The organism is Shewanella sp. 10N.7 (assembly GCF_020806285.1).
GTDB lineage: Bacteria > Pseudomonadota > Gammaproteobacteria > Enterobacterales > Shewanellaceae > Shewanella > Shewanella electrodiphila.
The window spans coordinates 1-17,844 of the sequence record NZ_JAJGZS010000046.1; the positions used below are offsets into that span (position 1 = coordinate 1).

The following is a 17,844-nucleotide window of genomic DNA, read 5'->3' on the forward strand; positions in this document are numbered from 1 at the left end:
GAGAATAAAGGTGAGTTTTTATCTTTTCTGCCGCAGAGCGGCTTCGTTCAACAAGCCATTCAAGCGGGAAAATTTACAGTTGGCTTTTTCTCACTTCGTTCGTTATTTTAGCCAACTACAAATTTCCCCTTAATGGGGCGTTAATAAACAAATACACCTATTCAGGGATTGAGATTCTTTTACAGTGTAGATTATTTATTGGCGTTGTTTACCCGCCGAAATCACCAAGATAAGACATCATTCCTTCGATGTTTAGAATTAGTAGCCCATAAGTGTTATCGTCAAAGCCCACCTGAGTGACATCTTAGGCAATGATAGATTCATGCTAGATTTATGATACTGAAAAGGACTTTTAAGCTATGGGCTATTCTTCAATTACAAATACTTCTTCTGTAGTAAAAATTCCTTTTGTAATAAAAATAAGCGCTATATTACTTAGTTTGTTTTTCTATACAGCCACAGTTTGGGCGACTCAAATACAACAAAACTTACCACTTGTTGAGTCAGAAGATGGTCAACTCCATTTGGATGTGATGATTCAAGCTTTGTCAGGTCGGATGATTATAGATACTGGCTCTTCAAGCTCTGTTTTAGACCGCAGGTATTTATCCAGTATTGATGATTATACTTCTTTGGATGTTGAAAAAGGCTATGGCTTTGGGTCTGAGCAAGCGATGATGGTCAGTGAGAAAATACAGCTATCAGGCTTTACCGTATCAGGGTATGAACTCTCTAGCATTAATTTAAATACTCATAATTTGTCGGGTATTAATCGAAAGTATTTAGGCTTGTTGGGTTTTGACCTTTTGCAATTAATCGCTAAAGGGCTGCAATTTTCTGAGTTACAAACTCAATTATTGGCCCAATATACCCTTGATGAAACCAAGAATAACCTCAGTTTATTTTCATCAGGCTTTGGTATACCTTACGTTGTGGTTAATATTAACGAGCAGGAAGTGGGACTTATTTTAGATACAGGCTCACAATATTCGATAATTAATCGTAAGAATGCTGTCGACTTATCTATTTCTTCTGAACTTATTCCTAATGCCTATGGCCAAGATATTAATGGCAAACAGATCCCCATTAGCATGAGTGACTCTATCGCGGTCTCTAATGGTAAGGCTTCACTATTTGAAAACCGCTTTATTGTTACCGACCTCGATTCGGTCATTGTTAACGATAGCTTTAATCACCAGGTCATCGGGATTATCGGGCTCAATCAATTAAAATCATTAAATACTAAAATAGGTTTTGAATCTAATACGGTGACTTTTCAATAGGCGGGGCTTGTTACAAAACATCGGTATTTGGGCTGAGGGAGTATCATTTAGCCAAGTGTCCAAGTGTCCAAGTGCTATGCGGCTATGTACTGCAACCATTGGTACAACCATTACAGCAACCTGTACTGTAACCATTGCTACAACTTGTGTTGTTGCGATTAGCCCTTCATGGGCTAGTTACTTTTTTAACTCAGAAACACCGCTATAGCTGCGCTCAGCCTTAAGCAATATATCTTGATATAAGTTGGTTTGTTTTAACTGCGAAATAGCCTCATTAACCAGAATAGCCGTTTCTGGATCGTGACAAGCAATATAGCGCGGGGCTTGGCCGAATAATTTGACCTTGGTGACTTCAACAGGTGATTTAATTTGGCTGTCAATTTGGCTGCGATAATAATCAAAAATTCGTTCTTCAAGAATAATCGCTTGAATACGTTCACGAAACAGCATTAACACTTGGTTTTTTTGATTAGCAACTTCAATATAATTGCTATGTGTTTTTGCTATTTCTAAAAATTCTTGGCCTAGATAATGACTCGCATTTTGAAAACCAACCAAGGAGACGTTTTTAAGATCTTGTACCGAATCGATGGCTAATTGGTTTTTGCTCAGATAAAAAACGCTATTTTGATAATCAATTAAGCTCTGGGTTAAAAATAGCCCTTCGCTATTAGCGGGGGAGTTGATAATACAATCGATTTTTTTGGTTTTAACCAATCGTAAAGCGCGCAGGTTAGAGGCAAAAGTGACTTGGCCTAATTTTACATGGCTTGTTGCTAACGCAGCTTGTAATAATTCGTATTGCAGCCCACGCTGCTCGTCAACAAAGAAGAAAGGTTTAATACTGCTGCTGGTGGTAAAATTGACTATTTTATCGTGGGAAGCTGAAACAGGTTTCTCGATGAGTAGAAAAATCAAGCAGATAGAGAAGCTGAATGGCATCAATTTACTTTTTGAGTGCTTGTAATATTTAATATACTTCAACCTAGAAATCCTTTTTAAATTGTCACTCAGCGTCCAGCTAATTGGATTACTCTTTCACACAAGGCAATAGAAATATTGAATACAAAGTAAGGCAGAGTAACTGATATTTTAGTTTAGCCTACGGATAACCTAGCTTCTATACCTCTTTATTGGGAGCGAACCGTTTTTTGATTGTTCTAGAGAATATAAAACGCAGTAGTGATTTTGAGAGATGCTTAATTTAAGTTTTTGAAATATGAGTCGTTAACTTTAATGACTGATTAGGGTTATTAGCTTTCTCGAAGCGAATAAAAAAGCTTAACGCATTCACGTTAAGCTTTTAAGTATTCATTTTGTGGCACTAATAGAGTTGTCAGCAAATTAAGCTAATCAGGACCAATTAGTCAGAAAAAGTGCTCCAAATTGGCGCATGATCAGATGGCTTTTCTATACCACGTAAATCGTAATCTACATCTGATTCAGTCAGACGTGGTAATAATGACTTAGTGACCATAACCACATCAATACGCAGGCCGCGGTTATCGACAAAGCCTTTACTGCGGTAATCAAACCATGAGTAACGTTCAGTGCGCTCTGGGTGCAGTTCACGGAAGCTATCGACCAAGCCCCAGTCTTTCAAACGCTGCAGCCATTCGCGCTCTTCAGGTTGGAAGCTACATTTACCGGTTTTAAGCCAGCGTTTGGCGTTGACTTCACCAATGCCAATATCTAAATCAACAGGCGAGATATTAATGTCACCAATAATGGCAATGTCTTCATCCGGTGTGTGGTTGTCAGCAAGGTGCTGCATTAAGTCTTGATAAAACTTACGCTTGGCAGGGTACTTAGTTTCATGAGTGATATTTTCACCTTGTGGGAAATAACCATTCATGACGGTAATTACACGGCCATTATCTTGCTTGAACTTACCCATGATCATCCGGCGCTGAGCATCTTCTGCATCATCTTTAAAACCTTTGATAATTTCAATAGGCTCAGCTTTTGACAGCATAGCCACACCGTAGTGAGCCTTGCCGCCATGATAATGCACGTGGTAACCCATAGCTTCAACGTCTGCTACTGGAAATGCTTCGTCGTGAACCTTGGTTTCTTGTAGGCCGATGACGTCAGGTTGATGGCTATCGATTAACGCTTGTAATTGATGCAAGCGAGCGCGAATACCATTGATGTTAAATGAGACAATTTTCATTAGACAAGTACTCGCTTGAATGGCTTAACAATTACGTGAGCATATACGCCAGCTTCAATGTACGGGTCAACATCAGCCCATGCTTGCGCTGCAGCTAATGAATCAAATTCAGCAACCACTAAAGAGCCAGTAAAACCCGCTTCAGCAGGGTTTTCACTATCAATCGCAGGATGTGGGCCAGCGACTAATAAACGACCTTCAGCGGCAAGTGCTTCAAGTCGAGCAATATGTGCAGGACGGGCACTCATGCGCTTTTCTAAGCTGTTTTCAACATCTTGTGACGAAATCATGTACCACATAGATAGGTTCCTTGAATTATTTTATTTGTTCCGATTCATCATGTTCCATATGTTTATACAGGTACATAACGGTAATAACAGTATTGACTAAGGTAAGAGCTGTTAAGCCAAACACTTTAAAGTTCACCCAGGTTTCTAATGGCAAGCTAAAGGCAACATAAATGTTAGCAATACCACATGCAACAAAGAAAGTGACCCAGTACCAAGTGACATGAGCCCATATCTTGTCAGGGCATTTCATTTCTTTGCCCAACATGCTTTTAAGAATAGGTTTGTTGATTAACTGACTTACTAGTAATGCGATAGCAAAGAAGGCGTAAACAATAGTGACTTTCCACTTGATGAAGGCATCATCGTGGAAGACCAAAGTTAACGTACCGAAAAATGACACCATAGCAAAAGTGATCAAGTGCATCTTTTCGACTTGCTTATATAAGATGTAAGTGACAATTAACTGCAATGCAGTGGCCGCAATAAGTGCGCCAGTGGCAGTGTAGATATCATAAAATTTGTAGATGGCAAAAAAGATTACCAAAGGGAGAAAATCAAGCAGTTGTTTCATTAGAAGCTATAGCCTAAAGGTGAGTTTAGCAGTCCATTTGCTAATAGGAATGATTGCGCCAAATTGTACCAGCAACGGTCAGTGATATGAAGGTGATCAGCTTGAGATAAGATGAACTATGCTTAATGGCGGCTCATATACCAACAGTGCAATGCGACAAATAGAATAAGCGATATTCTATATGGAATATTAGGTAATGGTATTATTCTTGTAAATTCTATTGTAGAGCAATATACATGACTCAAAACATTATAAAGCTGGCTCCACTAGCCCTTTTATTTTCATTACCTGTAAATGCGAGCGGTTTATTTTTACAAGAAGCTGTTTACGCAAACCAAGGTACTGCTGGTGCAGGTGATGGTGTTTATACTGAATCAGCTGCTGCGATGTGGGTCAATCCCGCCATTATGTCGTTTATGGGGGAGAATAAAACCACTGTAAATGGCCTAGCGTTTGATCTAGGAGTCGATTTTTATGATGTTGATGGCGTTTCTGGTGGTGGTAGCAATAACTATCTTGGTTCGGTAGCTGCCTTTCATGTTGTTCAATTAACGGATGATCTGCATTTTGGCGTAGGCCTTGGTACAGCAGGTGGTTCTGGCTTAGATTACAGTGCTAACTGGGCTGGGCAGTTACAATTAGAAGACATTAACCTTCTGACTCTGCAAGTCAATCCAGCCTTAAGTTATCGCATTAATGACCAATGGTCGGTAGGTGCGGGATTGCAAATAAACTACGCAGTACTTGACGGTAGGATGGCTAATACTGAAATTGAAAGCGCCTCTGACTGGACCATGGGCTATAACGCCGGCGTTGTTTATCAACCTAGCGAACAGTTAATGGTAGGCCTTAGTTATCGCTCAAAACTTGAGCATGATTTTCAAGGTAACCTCAATTCAGATATCCGCCTAGATAACCTGCAGCTGACAGATTTTTCAATGGACAGTAGCTTAGTTGCCCTGGTGGATTTGAGTGCTAGCTATCAAGTCACACCGCAGTTAGCGTTATTGACCACCATTCAGTGGCATCAATGGAGTGATTGGGATAGCAGCCCAATTACATTTAATGGTTCATTGTTGGGACAAGATCACAGCTTTGATCTATCACAAGACCGAGATTGGGATGATGTTTGGCATTATGGCGTAGGATTAGATTATGCGATTAATAAAGATTGGAATCTAAAACTCGGTTTCTCTTATGAAACATCACCGCAAGATGATCCATATTTACAAACCCCAGATATCCCAGTGGGTGTGCAAAAGCGCTACTCTGTTGGTGTGAGTACTCATATTGGCGATAGTAAGTTAGATGTTTTTTATGAGTATGCTGACTTAGGAAATGTTGAAATTCGTCAAGATGGGCTTATACCGGGTGTTGACCCAACAGGTAATCTATTGAATGGCTACTTTGATTCAAGCATTCACTTTGTTGGTGTTGCAGTAACGTTTTAATACGTCAGCCACTGCAATGATATAAATTTTATCCATATAAACATTCATCTGGCTTAGATTTAAATTAGTACTTAACAAAAATGCCGCTCATTTTAAATGAGCGGCATTGTTACTATTAAGCCTAATAAGATGATTTAAATGCGTATTATGCTTTTTGAGTCGCAGCTTTCATATTACGGGTAAATTCGCCTAATTCACTTAACAAAGCTTTTTCGTCGTCTTTGTTTCGCTCGATAATTTTCACCACAGCAGAACCAGAAATAGCACCTGCAGCACCTGCGTTAATGGCTTCGCTTACTTGCTTAGGCTCAGCAATACCGAAACCTAATAACGGCGGCGGGGCATCAAACTCAGCCAGTTTGGCGAGCACTTCACCAATTGGCGCACCCGCTTTTGATTCTGTGCCAGTTACACCCGCACGAGATAGCAAATAGGTATAACCTTGGCCATGTTCACTGACCATTTTGATGGTGTCAGTATCAGCATTTGGCGGCGCAATAAAAATCGGCGCAACCCCATGTTTATGGGCGGCTTCACTAAATGGAGCCGACTCTTCAACAGGCACATCAGCAATCAGTACTGAATCAACGCCAGCTTGTTTGGCTTTTGCATAGAACTCATCAATACCATTAGCGAAAACCAAGTTAGCGTATAGCAATAAGCCAATGGGGGTATCAGGATATAACTCACGTACTTTAGTTAGTAGCGAGAAACAATCAGCCACAGTGGTGCCTGAATCTAATGCACGTAAATTCGCGCCTTGGATAACAGGGCCATCAGCAAGCGGGTCTGAAAATGGAAAGCCAAGTTCCAGAGCATCAGCGCCATTGTCTACTAAGGTTTTAATGATTTTTAACGAGATCCCAACCGTTGGGTCGCCAAGGGTCACGAACGGCACAAATGCGCCTTGCTGTTTTTGAGCCAATTGGTCAAAAGCTGCTTGATAACGATTAGTCATGATAAGTCCTTATTTCGCAGCTTCAGCAGAAGCTTTTTGTTCTAAAATGTCAGATACGGTGAAGATATCTTTATCGCCACGACCTGATAAGTTGACCACTAAAATGGTTTCTTTAGTCGCTTCTTTTGCTAATCGAACCGCGTAGGCAATAGCGTGGGCTGACTCTAGCGCTGGGATAATCCCTTCAGTGCGCGCAAGCAGTTGGAAACACTCCAAAGCTTCATCATCGGTTGCAGACTCGTAACGCGCGCGGCCTGTGGCATTTAAGTGTGCATGCTGTGGCCCAACAGATGGAAAATCTAGGCCCGCAGATACAGAATATGACTCTTCAATTTGACCGTCACTGTCTTGCATTAGTGGCGCTTTCATACCAAAGAAAATACCCGTTTTACCATGTTTAAGTGGTGCGCCGTGCATTGGGGTATCAATGCCTTTACCTGCAGGTTCAACGCCAATTAATTCAACGTCTTTTTCATCGATAAAGTCAGCGAACATGCCAATAGCATTTGAGCCACCACCAACACAGGCGATAACTGCATCAGGTAAACGACCTTCTTTTTCAAGAATTTGCTTTTTGGTTTCTTCACCAATCATGCGCTGGAATTCGCGCACAATCGTTGGGAATGGATGCGGCCCTGCTGCAGTGCCAAGTAAGTAATGCGCTTTGTCATAACTTGCAGACCAGTCACGCATGGCTTCGTTACAAGCATCTTTAAGGGTTGCTGAACCCGATGTCACAGGGATAACCTCTGCGCCCATTAGTTTCATTCTGAATACATTTGGTGATTGACGTTCAACATCCTTTGCGCCCATGTAAACCTTACATTTAAGGTCTAATAACGCACAGGCTAATGCGGTTGCAACGCCATGTTGGCCGGCGCCTGTTTCTGCAATAATTTCCTTTTTGCCCATACGTTTTGCTAATAACGCCTGACCAAGTACTTGGTTAGTTTTGTGCGCGCCGCCATGGAGTAAATCTTCACGTTTAAGGTAGATTTTAACCATAGGGTTAGGGCTTAAGTTACGGGTTAAGGTTAATGCGGTAGGGCGACCTGCATAGTTCTTTAGTAAATCGGTAAATTCTTTTTGAAAGGCTTCATCTTCTTGGGCTTCAACAAACGCGGTTTCTAATTGCTTTAGTGCTGGCACAAGGATTTGCGGAACATACATGCCGCCATATTCGCCGAAATAAGGGTCAAGCTTAAGCTTTGTCATTGGATCTTTCCTTATCAATATTGTCTGAAATACCCATGTTGGCTATTTCTTAATTCTGTATCAAAGTCTGGTTTTAATAATGGGTAATGTACTAATTCTTTCTGATTGCAGTAAAAGCTTGAGCAACCTTTTGCGCATCTTTTATGCCGGGCTGTGACTCAACTCCTGAGTTAAGATCTAAGCCATAAAAACCTTGTTGGTTTGCATCAAATGCGTTTTCAGGTGTTAACCCACCTGCAAGCATGCTGTTTTCTCGCTCTGCATTGGTAATGGCAGAAGTATCGAGTAACGCTTGCCAGTTAAATGTCTCGCCTGTGCCGCCAAAACCTGTTGTGTTTTTACTGTCAAATAAATAACGATCGCAGCCTTGTGGTTTATCGCCCACAGAGTTTGTGCCGCTATCAACGCTGACCGCTTTCCAAATTTGGCAATCAAGGTTAGCGTCAGTGAGTAATTGTGTTAACTCGCTAATATCTTCACTGGTTTCGCTGCCGTGCAATTGCACTACTGACAAACCGACCGCTTTTACGGTTGCAACAATGTCAGCATTGGACTTGTTGACGAATACGCCGACAAAGTTCAAAGCAAGGTTATTTTGTTTACTTTTATTAACCAATTCAGCCGCTTGCTCAACACTTACGTTACGTGGTGATTTTGGGTGGAAGATTAATCCACCGAAAACTGCGCCAGCTTGAGTCACTGCTTTGATGTCTTCAAGGCGGGTTAAACCGCACACTTTGTTATTGCCAAAAATCAGCTGACGACAAGCAAGGTCAATATCCTCTTGCGCCATGATAGAGCTGCCTACGAGGTAGCCGTCCACTAACGGATTTAAGCGCTTAACCTGCTGGTTATTATAGATGCCAGATTCACTTATAATGACTCTGTCAGTTGGAATTTGCGGCGCTAACGCTTCAGTGGTGGCTAAATCAGTGCTTAAGTCACGTAGGTTGCGGTTGTTAATACCCACAATGCGCGCGTTAAGATCAATTGCGCGTTCAAGTTCTTCTTGGTTACTGACTTCGGTTAGCGCATCTAAATTGTATTTCTCGGCTTCTTCGGCCAGTAATTTGTATTGTTCGTCATTCAATACCGACAACATTAACAATACGGCGTCTGCGCCTTGGTGAGCGGCCAGCTTGATTTGGTATGGGTCAACAAAGAAGTCTTTACATAAGATTGGCTGACTAACACGAGCACGCACTAATGGAATGTAATCTATATCGCCTTGGAAGAACTGCTCATCGGTTAATACCGATATGCCCGATGCGTATTTACCGTAAATATCAGCAATGGCTTCAACATCAAACACTGGGCGAATAAGCCCTTTTGATGGACTGGCTTTTTTGCATTCAAAAATGTAACCGGCATTGGGGGCTTTAAGGGCATCAAATAAACTGCGGTCAGATATTTTAGGTTGCAAGCTTGCTTCTGGGTAACGCAATTTAAGCGAAGCAATATGGGCAACTTTGGTATCAACAATCTTTGTTAATACGTTAGATTCTTTAGCTGTTTTATTGGTGATAGTTGCCATTATTTTGCATCCTCTTGTTGGCTTGCATCAGCCAATTTAGTCAACACGTCAAAAGCTTTACCACTGTTGATGGTTTCAAGCGCAAGTTTGGTGCCTTGCTGCACTGTGTCACACACACCGCTAACATAAAGCGCACAACCTGCGTTAATGGCAACAGCATCGCGATGTGCAGGCTTGCCTTCGCCTTTTAAAATAGCCTGAGTGATAAGCGCGTTATCACTTGGCTCACCGCCTTCAAGGGCTAAAATGTCAGCAGGCTCTACCCCTAACTCTTGCGGGGTTAATTTATAAAAGCGAATGTTGCCGTCGTTAAGCTCAGCTACTTGGGTTTCGCCGTGTAGGGCAACTTCATCAAGTCCGCTTCCGTATACCACCATGGCGCGTTTTACACCTAATGCGTTTAACACATTAACGATAGGAGCAATCAGCTTTGGAGAGTATACACCCAGTAGCATAGCTTCAGGTTTTGCTGGGTTAATCAGCGGGCCTAAGATATTAAAAATGGTGCGGGTTTTAAGTGCTTGCCTTACAGGTACTGCGTGGCGAACACCAGCGTGATAATGCGGCGCAAATAAGAAACATAAACCAAAGTCTTCAATACATTGGCTGGCAGCTTCTGGGGTCATCGTCAGGCCGATACCACAATGAGATAACACATCTGAGGCGCCTGATTTACTTGATACGCCGCGGTTGCCGTGTTTTGCCACTTTTGCGCCAGCAGCAGCTGCAACAAATGATGCAGTGGTTGAGATATTAATGGTGTTGTGACCATCGCCGCCTGTACCCACAATATCCACAACGCCTGTTGCTAATGATTGAGCGCTGCGCGGAAAAGGTTTAGCTGCTTGACGAAGTGCATCAGCAGCACCCGTGATTTCTTCAATGGTTTCGCCGCGCATTTTTAGTGCAACTAACATACCTGCCATCGCCACAGGATCCATTTCGCCTGCAACAATCGCGCTAAATAATGTGGCGCTTTGAGCTCGGGTGAGCGCATTACCTTGATAAAGAGAGTCTAATAGAGGTTGTAATTGAGACATTATAATGCGCCTTTATTTGATTCAGATTGAGTTAGGTAGGTCAGTGTTTGCGTTAATAGTGTACTGCCAAGCGTGGTCAAAATTGACTCTGGATGAAACTGAAATCCAACCGCTTTATCTTGCGGGTGAATTACCGCCATTGGCATATCTTCAGTAGTAGCAATAACCTCTAAACAGTCAGGTACACGGGTAGCCACTAGGCTGTGATAACGGGCTACAGGAAGCGGAGAAGGTAAGTTAGCAAATACGCCTTCGCCATTATGAATCGTGGGGCTGGCTTTACCGTGCACCACAAAAGGAGCGCGTTCGACTTTACCGCCGTAATACTCAACCATAGCTTGATGGCCTAAACAAATGCCCAGCATAGGTACTTTACCTGCCACTTTGCTTATTAATTCCATCATGCAACCCGCTTCGTGGGGGGCTCCTGGGCCTGGTGATAATACTAATGCGGCTTGGCCTGATTCTTCGATAAGTTTTTCAGCTAAATATTCTGCGCTCACATCATTACGGTAAATGAGTACTTCAAAGCCTAAACTGCGGAATTGATCCACAAGGTTATAGGTGAATGAGTCAAAGTTATCTAATAAATACAGTTTCATGTTATTGGTGCTCTGAGAAGTCGTCATTACAATCCACCTCCCATTTTGATGGCAGATATCACTGCTTGGGCTTTTTGGCGAGTTTCATCCGCTTCGGCTTGCGGATCTGAATCAAACACCACCCCTGCGCCAGCTTGAATAAAGGCAACATCATTTTTAACGAAAGCAGAGCGGATAACGATACAGGTATCCATATCGCCTAAACCATTAAGGTAACCTACAGCGCCGCCGTAACTGCCGCGCCTTGCTTGTTCCGCTTGTCTAACTAATTGTGACGCTCGCACTTTGGGTGCGCCGACTAAGGTGCCCATATTCATGCAGGCTTGATATGCATGCAGTGCATCTAAGTCTTCACGCAATTGACCTGTCACGCGACTAACTAAATGCATCACGTGAGAGTAACGGTCAACTTTTAGTAACTCAGCCACTTTACGACTGCCACTTTGGCTAATGCGGGCAATATCATTACGGGCCAAATCAACCAGCATTAAATGCTCTGAAAGCTCTTTTTTATCTAGACGCAATTCAAGTTCGATACGACTGTCTAAATCAAAATCAATGTCGCCATCAGCGGTCTTACCACGCTTGCGGGTACCTGCAATGGGATAAACCTCAACTTGATTGCTGGCAGCGTCGTATTTCAATGCACTTTCTGGTGAAGCGCCAAATAAGGTGAAATCTGGGCCGCGAAAGTAAAACATGTAAGGACTTGGATTAGTTAAACGCAGTGCTCTATAAGCACCGAGTGTATTTGGGCAAGGTAAGCTAAAGCTTCTTGAAGGCACAACTTGGAAAATATCACCTGCAACAATGTGCTCTTTTAAATCAACCACGGTTTGCTTAAACGTGGCATCACTAATATTAACTTGGGTTTCAGCGTCAACCGGCACAAGGTCCACAACGGGGGCCAATGTTTGGCATTGTTGTTTCACTTTTGCTGCGTGCTTTGCCAGCGTATCTGCTAATAGTGGGTCTTGAGAGAATTGATGAGTGATGATTTCAGCATCTTGCTGCTGGTGGTCAATCAAAATTAAGGTTTCAGCGAGATAAAATAGATAGTCAGGGCAATCGTTATCAGCATTAGGCACAGCTGGTAGCGGCTCTACAGTATCGATTAAATCATAGGCTAACACGCCGCCTAAAAATAAATCTTCAAACGCATCTTGCTGATCTGTCTGAATGTGCTGGATCAGCATTCTTAAACCATCTAATGGCGAGGTCGACTTTAAACGAGCATCTTCATCTTGTAACTCGCAGGCTTTAGCTAAGGTAATAATTAATTCATTATCTTGCTGTTGCTGCTGACTCGATTTAAAGAACTCACTGATAGGAGAAAGTAAGCTTGCGCCATTATCTGTTAATGCTGCGAATGTGAGTTGATAACCATCACATCGTACCATCATGGCTGCATGGGTGAGCACGATGCTTTTTAAATGATCTTTGGTGTCAATTTCAGCTGACTCAAGCAACATAGTATGCGGCGCATTCGCGGTAACATGCTGATAAAGACTCAATGGATCAGCGTGATACGCTAATGATTGTTTTTGCGTGATTACATGGGCGAACTGATGTTCCATAATGCTTATTGCGCCTCTCTAATATGTTGATTTTTCATACTAAGGTCTCTATTTCTGATTCGGTTTGCGTTAGTTGTTTCGAAGAGTGCAAGCCGTAAATAGCAAGAAAGCCCACATCTCTGCGGGCTTTCTAGTAAAATCTTGTGTTATTTAAATAACCACAACGCTTCACACCACCCGTTAATTTGGGAAGTGCCACCACCAATTGATGTTACGTGCGTTAAAGTTAGTCATTTAAATTAAATCTCTTGAGTTTAGGTCTTATATCTAAAAGGTTAGCAAAATGCGTTTGGCTAACGTATGCCTTATAGAAGACCTTAGCTGGCCTTTAAAGTCAATTGAATATTTCTCAAATTTGGCATTTTTTTATCCACGATGGTAAAAGCTGCATCAATTTGCTGAAAATGTAGCAAATAATCGAGACTGGTTAAGCATTTCAACAAAGATTAAAGTACAATAACGTTATGATAACAGACACTCTCTTGGCCGATCTGCATAGCCATACGACCGCATCTGACGGCGTACTCACTCCATCTGAACTTGTTGAACGCGCGATTACAAAGGGCGTTGAAATGTTAGCGATAACCGATCACGACACTGTCGCCGGTTTAGCTGAAGCACATGAATTTAATCGCCAACACGCAACTCCATTGAAACTTATTGATGGTGTAGAAATATCTACTCGCTGGAACAATTTCGATATTCATATTGTGGGGCTAAATATGGATAAACAAGACCCAATTTTGCTCAATTTTCTGACTCGCCAGCGTGAGCTTCGAGAAGAACGTGCCCAAGAAATTGGTATACGCCTTGAAAAAGCGGGAATTGAAGGCGCTTACGAAGGTGCAAAACATTATGCTGATGGCGCAGCAATCAGTCGCGGACATTACGCGCGCTGGTTAGCTGAAAATGGCTACGCGAAAGATATGCCCAGTGTTTTTAAGCGCTATTTAGCTCGCGGTAAAACCGGTTATGTTCCTAATAACTGGGCTGACATGGCCAATGCTATTGAGATTATTCATCAATCTGGCGGCATTTCTGTTTTAGCACACCCTAGTGGCTACAAGTTGTCAGCGAAATGGCTTAAGCGTTTAGTGCGTGAATACAAAGAAGCAGGCGGCGATGCGATGGAAGTCGTATTAGGCCAACAAAGCATTGATGATCGCGCTAACTTAGTCGCTTTAAGCCATATGAACAACCTGATGGGTTCAATCGGCAGTGATTTTCACTTTCCGAGTAATTGGATTGAGTTAGGTAAAAATTTATTCCAACCTGCTGGTATTCAGTGGGTTTGGCAATCAGAATCTTGGACGGAGCGCACATGAGCCAATTCTTCTACATACATGATGAAAACCCGCAGGCAAGATTAATAAGCCAGGCGGTAAACATATTAAAACAAGGTGGGGTTATTGTTTACCCTACTGACTCAGGTTACGCACTGGGCTGCATGATTGGCGAAAAAGATGCCATGACGCGCATGGCACGCATTCGTAAAATCGATAACGACAATAACTTCTCTTTAATGTGTCGTGATTTATCTGAGCTTGCGAACTTTGCCCGCGTAGATAACCAAGCTTATCGTTTACTTAAAAGCTGCACACCTGGGCCTTACACGTTTATTTTTAAGGCCAGTAAAGAAGTGCCGCGCAGATTACAGTGCGATAAAAAGAAAACTATTGGTATTCGTGTGCCTGATAACCTGATTGCTTTAGCACTATTAGAAGCATTAGAAGCGCCGATTATGTCCACCAGTTTGGTGATGCCAGACGAAGAGTTTGCAGAATCTGATCCTGAGCATATCCGCGATATACTAGAGCACAGTGTTGATGCGATTATTCACGGTGGTTACCTTGCTGAAAACCAAACGACAGTGATTGATATGTCTGATGGGGACATGGTTATTGTGCGTGAAGGCGCTGGTGATATCAGCTCATTTGAATAAGGCTTCTGATCAAATTACTGGGCATTTATTGAAGCTGTATAACTTTTGACCTGCAAGTTTGTGGGATAGTTGTTTCAACCCTAAGCAATAGTGCGTATAATCGCGCGTTCGGTAATTTCTAGCTATAATTTTGACGTAGTAGCCAGAGGAAAGGGTAAAGCGCTTTGGCATTCAATGGGTGTTAATGCTTGTTTTAACCTTCTGATATTCAGTCATTAATTTAAGGAATGAACAAATGCAGGGTATACAAAAAAGTTTACCCCTCGCGGTTGTTCGCGGCGAAGCAATTGATGCAATGCCGACGGATTTGTTTATTCCACCTGAAGCGCTTGAAGTGTTTTTAGAGACATTTGAAGGGCCGTTGGATTTATTATTATATTTAATTCGTAAGCAAAAACTTGATGTTGTTGACTTGCCGATTGAGAAAATTACCACTCAATATTTAGTTTATATTGATATTTTAACTGAAGCACGTATTGAGCTAGCTGCAGATTATTTAGTGATGGCAGCGACACTCGCGGAAATTAAGTCTCGGCTATTGTTGCCAAAAATAGTCACCGCAGACGAAGAGGAAGAAGATCCTCGCGTCATACTCATTCGTCAGTTAAAGGCCTATGAAGTGATCAAGCAGGCTGCGGCAGATATAGACGCTTTGCCAAGATTAGAGCGAGATGTTTATTTAGCACAGGCTAAAGCTGCGCCGAATATTAAGCCTGTGATCATGCCACCTGAAGTATCATTAGTTGATATCGCTCAGGCGTTTTCTGAGGTGTTAAAACGAATTGATGCTAACGAACATCATCATGTAAAACGTGAATTGTTATCAACTCGCGAACGTATGAGTCAGATCTTAGCCAAACTATCGACAGAACATTTTATTCCTTTTACTGACTTATTTGATGTGAGTGAAGGCAAAGCCGGTGTGGTAGTAAGCTTTTTAGCCTTGATGGAGTTAGTCAAAGAGCTGTTAGTCGATTTGGTTCAAAATGAGCCGTTAGCACCGATTTATGTCAAAGCGTTTTAATCCGCTTTCACAAGATACGAGAAAGGACATCATGCAAATAAATGACATTCAATTAAAGCAATTAATCGAAGCCAGTCTATTTGTAATGGGAAAACCGCTCAGTATCAAAATGATAAAAGATACCGTATTAGTTAAGTTTGATGTCTCACGGGTAAGAATTAAAGCTTGCTTGGATGAGTTGCAACAAGATTATCAAGAGCGAGGGGTACAACTGGTTGAAGTGGCCAGCGGTTATCGCTTTCAAACCCAAGAGCTGTTAAGTGAATTCTTACAACCTTTGTGGCAAGAAAAATCCTCTAAATATTCACGGGCGACGTTAGAAACCCTAGCGGTGATTGCATATCAGCAACCAGTAACGCGCGGTGATATTGAACATGTAAGAGGTGTGGCCGTCAGCAGCCACATAATAAAGAGTTTAGCTGATAGACATTGGGTAAAAACAGTAGGTCATAAAGAAGTGCCAGGGCGACCTGCACTCTATGCAACTACCACAGAGTTTTTATCCTATTTTGGCTTGAAAGCGTTAGCGGATTTACCGTCGCTGACGGATGAAGAGTCATTGCAGGCACTATTTGAGAAAGTTTCAATGGTGCCACAACAAACAGAAGAGTCGAACTAGATGAGCGAAAAATTGCAGAAAGTCTTGGCCCGTGCAGGCCATGGCTCCCGTCGTGAGATGGAGGCATGGATTGCTGCAGGCCGTATTAGTGTAGACGGAGAAATTGCCAGTTTAGGTGATCGCGTTGAAGCAGATGCCAAAATCCGCATTGATGGCCGTGCCATCGTGATCAAAACTGAAGAAGACATCATTTGTCGTGTATTGGCTTACCACAAGCCAGAGGGCGAAATTTGTAGTCGAAAAGATCCTGAAGGAAGAACTACCGTATTCGAACGTTTACCAAAAATTCGTGATTCACGTTGGGTAGCGGTAGGTCGTTTGGATATTAATACTTCAGGTTTATTACTATTTACATCTGACGGTGAGCTTGCAAACCGTTTAATGCATCCGTCAAATGAAGTTGACCGTGAATATGCGGTTCGTACATTTGGTGATGTATCAGAAGCTGCTGTTCAGCGTCTGCGTAAAGGCGTGACCTTAGAAGATGGCCCTGCTAACTTTGATAGCATTAAACCTGCGGGTGGCGAAGGCCTGAATAAGTGGTGGCATGTGACACTTAAAGAAGGACGTAACCGTGAGGTTCGTCGTTTATGGGAGTCGCAAGAAGTACAAGTCAGCCGTCTTATCCGTGTTCGTTACGGCATGGTTGAGTTACCTAAAGCATTGCCTCGTGGTGGTTGGACTGAGCTTGATATGGAGCAAGTAAACTACTTGCGTCAATTAGCTGGTTTAGAGCCAGAAACACGTACATTACTGGGTACCGATAAACACAGCGTTGCGCGTGCTCAAGTTAAAGGCGCTAAAATTCGCCGCGCAGTACGTAAGCATAAAACTGCCGCTGCACGTCCTAAAACGACACGTCAACGCAGCTAAGTCTACATTGTTAGTTATACAGTGTAGACAAACGTCAGTTAAACAAAGGTCGCCTAGTGCGACCTTTTTTATTGCCCGGCATATAGGGGGAACTACACAATTATCAGTGAGTTTCTTGAAACTGAGTATATCGCTAACTATATTTAATTTGATGATATTTTCATCACTTGCGTGTACTTACAGATAAGGGAGTATTTAATGAATAAGTTAATCGTCATATTGGTAGCTTGTCTTTTATATGGCTGTGCGTCAGCCCCAACATGGAAAGGGATGTCAGAGAGAGATATCGCTGAGTGGAAGGCTATTGGTTTCGATGCAGCTCAAGCACAAACTTGGAGTAAGAAAGGTTTTAACGCTGAGCAGTCTCAGCAGTGGAGTAAAGCTAGCTTTGATGTTGAGTCAGCTATGGATTGGTCTAAAGAAAAGTTTAACCCTGAAGAAGCGGCAACATGGAAACAAGCAGGTTTTAAATTAGATGATGCCATTGATGATCGTGCTAAAGGCCTTACGCCAGTTAAAATGGATAAATAGGTGTATTTTTCAGCATTAGGACCCAAATTGATGCTCAAATAGCCAAATGAACAAATTTATTCAATTTCTACTTTACAGCAGCGAGGGAGATAGCTATTATCTCGCTCGTTCGGAGAGATGGCAGAGTGGTCGAATGCACCGGTCTTGAAAACCGGCATGGG

Annotated in this window: 18 protein-coding genes; 8 read left to right on the forward strand and 10 right to left on the reverse strand. The window is 42.4% G+C overall.

Going from position 1 to position 17,844, the window contains the following annotated elements:
* Positions 1-359: 359 nt before the first annotated feature.
* Positions 360-1,283 carry an aspartyl protease family protein gene (locus LMH66_RS19720; protein WP_229372557.1) on the forward strand — a complete coding sequence of 308 codons (924 nt, stop codon included), beginning with the start codon at positions 360-362 and terminating at the stop codon, positions 1,281-1,283.
* 177 nt (positions 1,284-1,460) lie between these two features.
* Here the strand turns inward: LMH66_RS19720 and LMH66_RS19725 are convergent, their stop codons facing one another.
* From LMH66_RS19725 to LMH66_RS19740, 4 genes are all read right to left on the reverse strand, one after another.
* Positions 1,461-2,267, reverse strand: a complete 807-nt coding sequence (locus tag LMH66_RS19725) for a substrate-binding periplasmic protein (protein ID WP_229372559.1) — start codon at positions 2,265-2,267, stop codon at positions 1,461-1,463.
* 379 nt (positions 2,268-2,646) lie between these two features.
* Positions 2,647-3,456, reverse strand: coding sequence for an exodeoxyribonuclease III (gene xthA / locus LMH66_RS19730; RefSeq protein ID WP_102527152.1), 810 nt, complete (start codon positions 3,454-3,456; stop codon positions 2,647-2,649).
* Positions 3,456-3,755: a YciI family protein gene (locus tag LMH66_RS19735; RefSeq protein WP_229372562.1), complete on the reverse strand. Its 300-nt coding sequence runs from the start codon at positions 3,753-3,755 to the stop codon at positions 3,456-3,458. Before LMH66_RS19735 ends, xthA begins: the two co-directional genes overlap by 1 nt.
* 16 nt (positions 3,756-3,771) lie before the next feature.
* The gene (locus tag LMH66_RS19740; RefSeq protein WP_102527150.1) at positions 3,772-4,317 is read right to left on the reverse strand and encodes a septation protein A; all 546 of its coding nucleotides are present in this window, start codon (positions 4,315-4,317) and stop codon (positions 3,772-3,774) included.
* Positions 4,318-4,553: 236 nt separating this feature from the next.
* Here LMH66_RS19740 and LMH66_RS19745 point away from each other — a divergent pair, with 236 nt between their 5' ends.
* On the forward strand, positions 4,554-5,768 hold the full coding sequence (locus LMH66_RS19745; protein WP_102527149.1) for an OmpP1/FadL family transporter: 1,215 nt from the start codon (positions 4,554-4,556) through the stop codon (positions 5,766-5,768).
* A gap of 145 nt (positions 5,769-5,913) precedes the next feature.
* Here the strand turns inward: LMH66_RS19745 and trpA are convergent, their stop codons facing one another.
* The 6 genes from trpA to LMH66_RS19775 form a co-directional block, all read right to left on the reverse strand.
* A complete protein-coding gene (gene trpA, locus LMH66_RS19750) occupies positions 5,914-6,726 on the reverse strand; it encodes a tryptophan synthase subunit alpha (protein ID WP_102527148.1) in 813 nt (270 codons plus the stop codon).
* A 9-nt stretch (positions 6,727-6,735) separates the two neighbouring features.
* Complete coding sequence (gene trpB / locus LMH66_RS19755) at positions 6,736-7,941, reverse strand: tryptophan synthase subunit beta (protein WP_102527147.1); 1,206 nt, start codon at positions 7,939-7,941, stop codon at positions 6,736-6,738.
* A gap of 91 nt (positions 7,942-8,032) precedes the next feature.
* A complete protein-coding gene (gene trpCF, locus LMH66_RS19760) occupies positions 8,033-9,475 on the reverse strand; it encodes a bifunctional indole-3-glycerol-phosphate synthase TrpC/phosphoribosylanthranilate isomerase TrpF (protein WP_229372564.1) in 1,443 nt (480 codons plus the stop codon).
* Entirely contained in the window at positions 9,475-10,515 is a 1,041-nt protein-coding gene (gene trpD, locus LMH66_RS19765) for an anthranilate phosphoribosyltransferase (protein WP_267869229.1), read from the reverse strand. Before trpD ends, trpCF begins: the two co-directional genes overlap by 1 nt.
* Positions 10,515-11,117 carry an aminodeoxychorismate/anthranilate synthase component II gene (locus tag LMH66_RS19770; protein WP_229372572.1) on the reverse strand — a complete coding sequence of 201 codons (603 nt, stop codon included), beginning with the start codon at positions 11,115-11,117 and terminating at the stop codon, positions 10,515-10,517. Before LMH66_RS19770 ends, trpD begins: the two co-directional genes overlap by 1 nt.
* 26 nt (positions 11,118-11,143) lie before the next feature.
* Positions 11,144-12,694, reverse strand: coding sequence for an anthranilate synthase component 1 (locus LMH66_RS19775; protein WP_229372566.1), 1,551 nt, complete (start codon positions 12,692-12,694; stop codon positions 11,144-11,146).
* Between the two features lie 464 nt (positions 12,695-13,158).
* On the opposite strand from LMH66_RS19775, the gene rnm reads away from it, so the two are divergent.
* From rnm to LMH66_RS19805, 6 genes are all read left to right on the forward strand, one after another.
* Positions 13,159-14,019, forward strand: coding sequence for an RNase RNM (gene rnm, locus LMH66_RS19780; RefSeq protein ID WP_102527143.1), 861 nt, complete (start codon positions 13,159-13,161; stop codon positions 14,017-14,019).
* The gene (locus LMH66_RS19785) at positions 14,016-14,636 is read left to right on the forward strand and encodes an L-threonylcarbamoyladenylate synthase (protein WP_102527142.1); all 621 of its coding nucleotides are present in this window, start codon (positions 14,016-14,018) and stop codon (positions 14,634-14,636) included. Before rnm ends, LMH66_RS19785 begins: the two co-directional genes overlap by 4 nt.
* A gap of 235 nt (positions 14,637-14,871) precedes the next feature.
* Positions 14,872-15,660, forward strand: coding sequence for a segregation and condensation protein A (locus tag LMH66_RS19790; RefSeq protein WP_229372568.1), 789 nt, complete (start codon positions 14,872-14,874; stop codon positions 15,658-15,660).
* Positions 15,661-15,691: 31 nt separating this feature from the next.
* The gene (gene scpB / locus LMH66_RS19795; RefSeq protein ID WP_229372575.1) at positions 15,692-16,279 is read left to right on the forward strand and encodes an SMC-Scp complex subunit ScpB; all 588 of its coding nucleotides are present in this window, start codon (positions 15,692-15,694) and stop codon (positions 16,277-16,279) included.
* Positions 16,280-17,152, forward strand: coding sequence for a 23S rRNA pseudouridine(2605) synthase RluB (rluB, locus tag LMH66_RS19800; RefSeq protein WP_102527140.1), 873 nt, complete (start codon positions 16,280-16,282; stop codon positions 17,150-17,152). It begins immediately after the preceding gene.
* A gap of 198 nt (positions 17,153-17,350) precedes the next feature.
* Entirely contained in the window at positions 17,351-17,683 is a 333-nt protein-coding gene (locus tag LMH66_RS19805) for a hypothetical protein (protein WP_102527139.1), read from the forward strand.
* Positions 17,684-17,844: the final 161 nt, after the last annotated feature.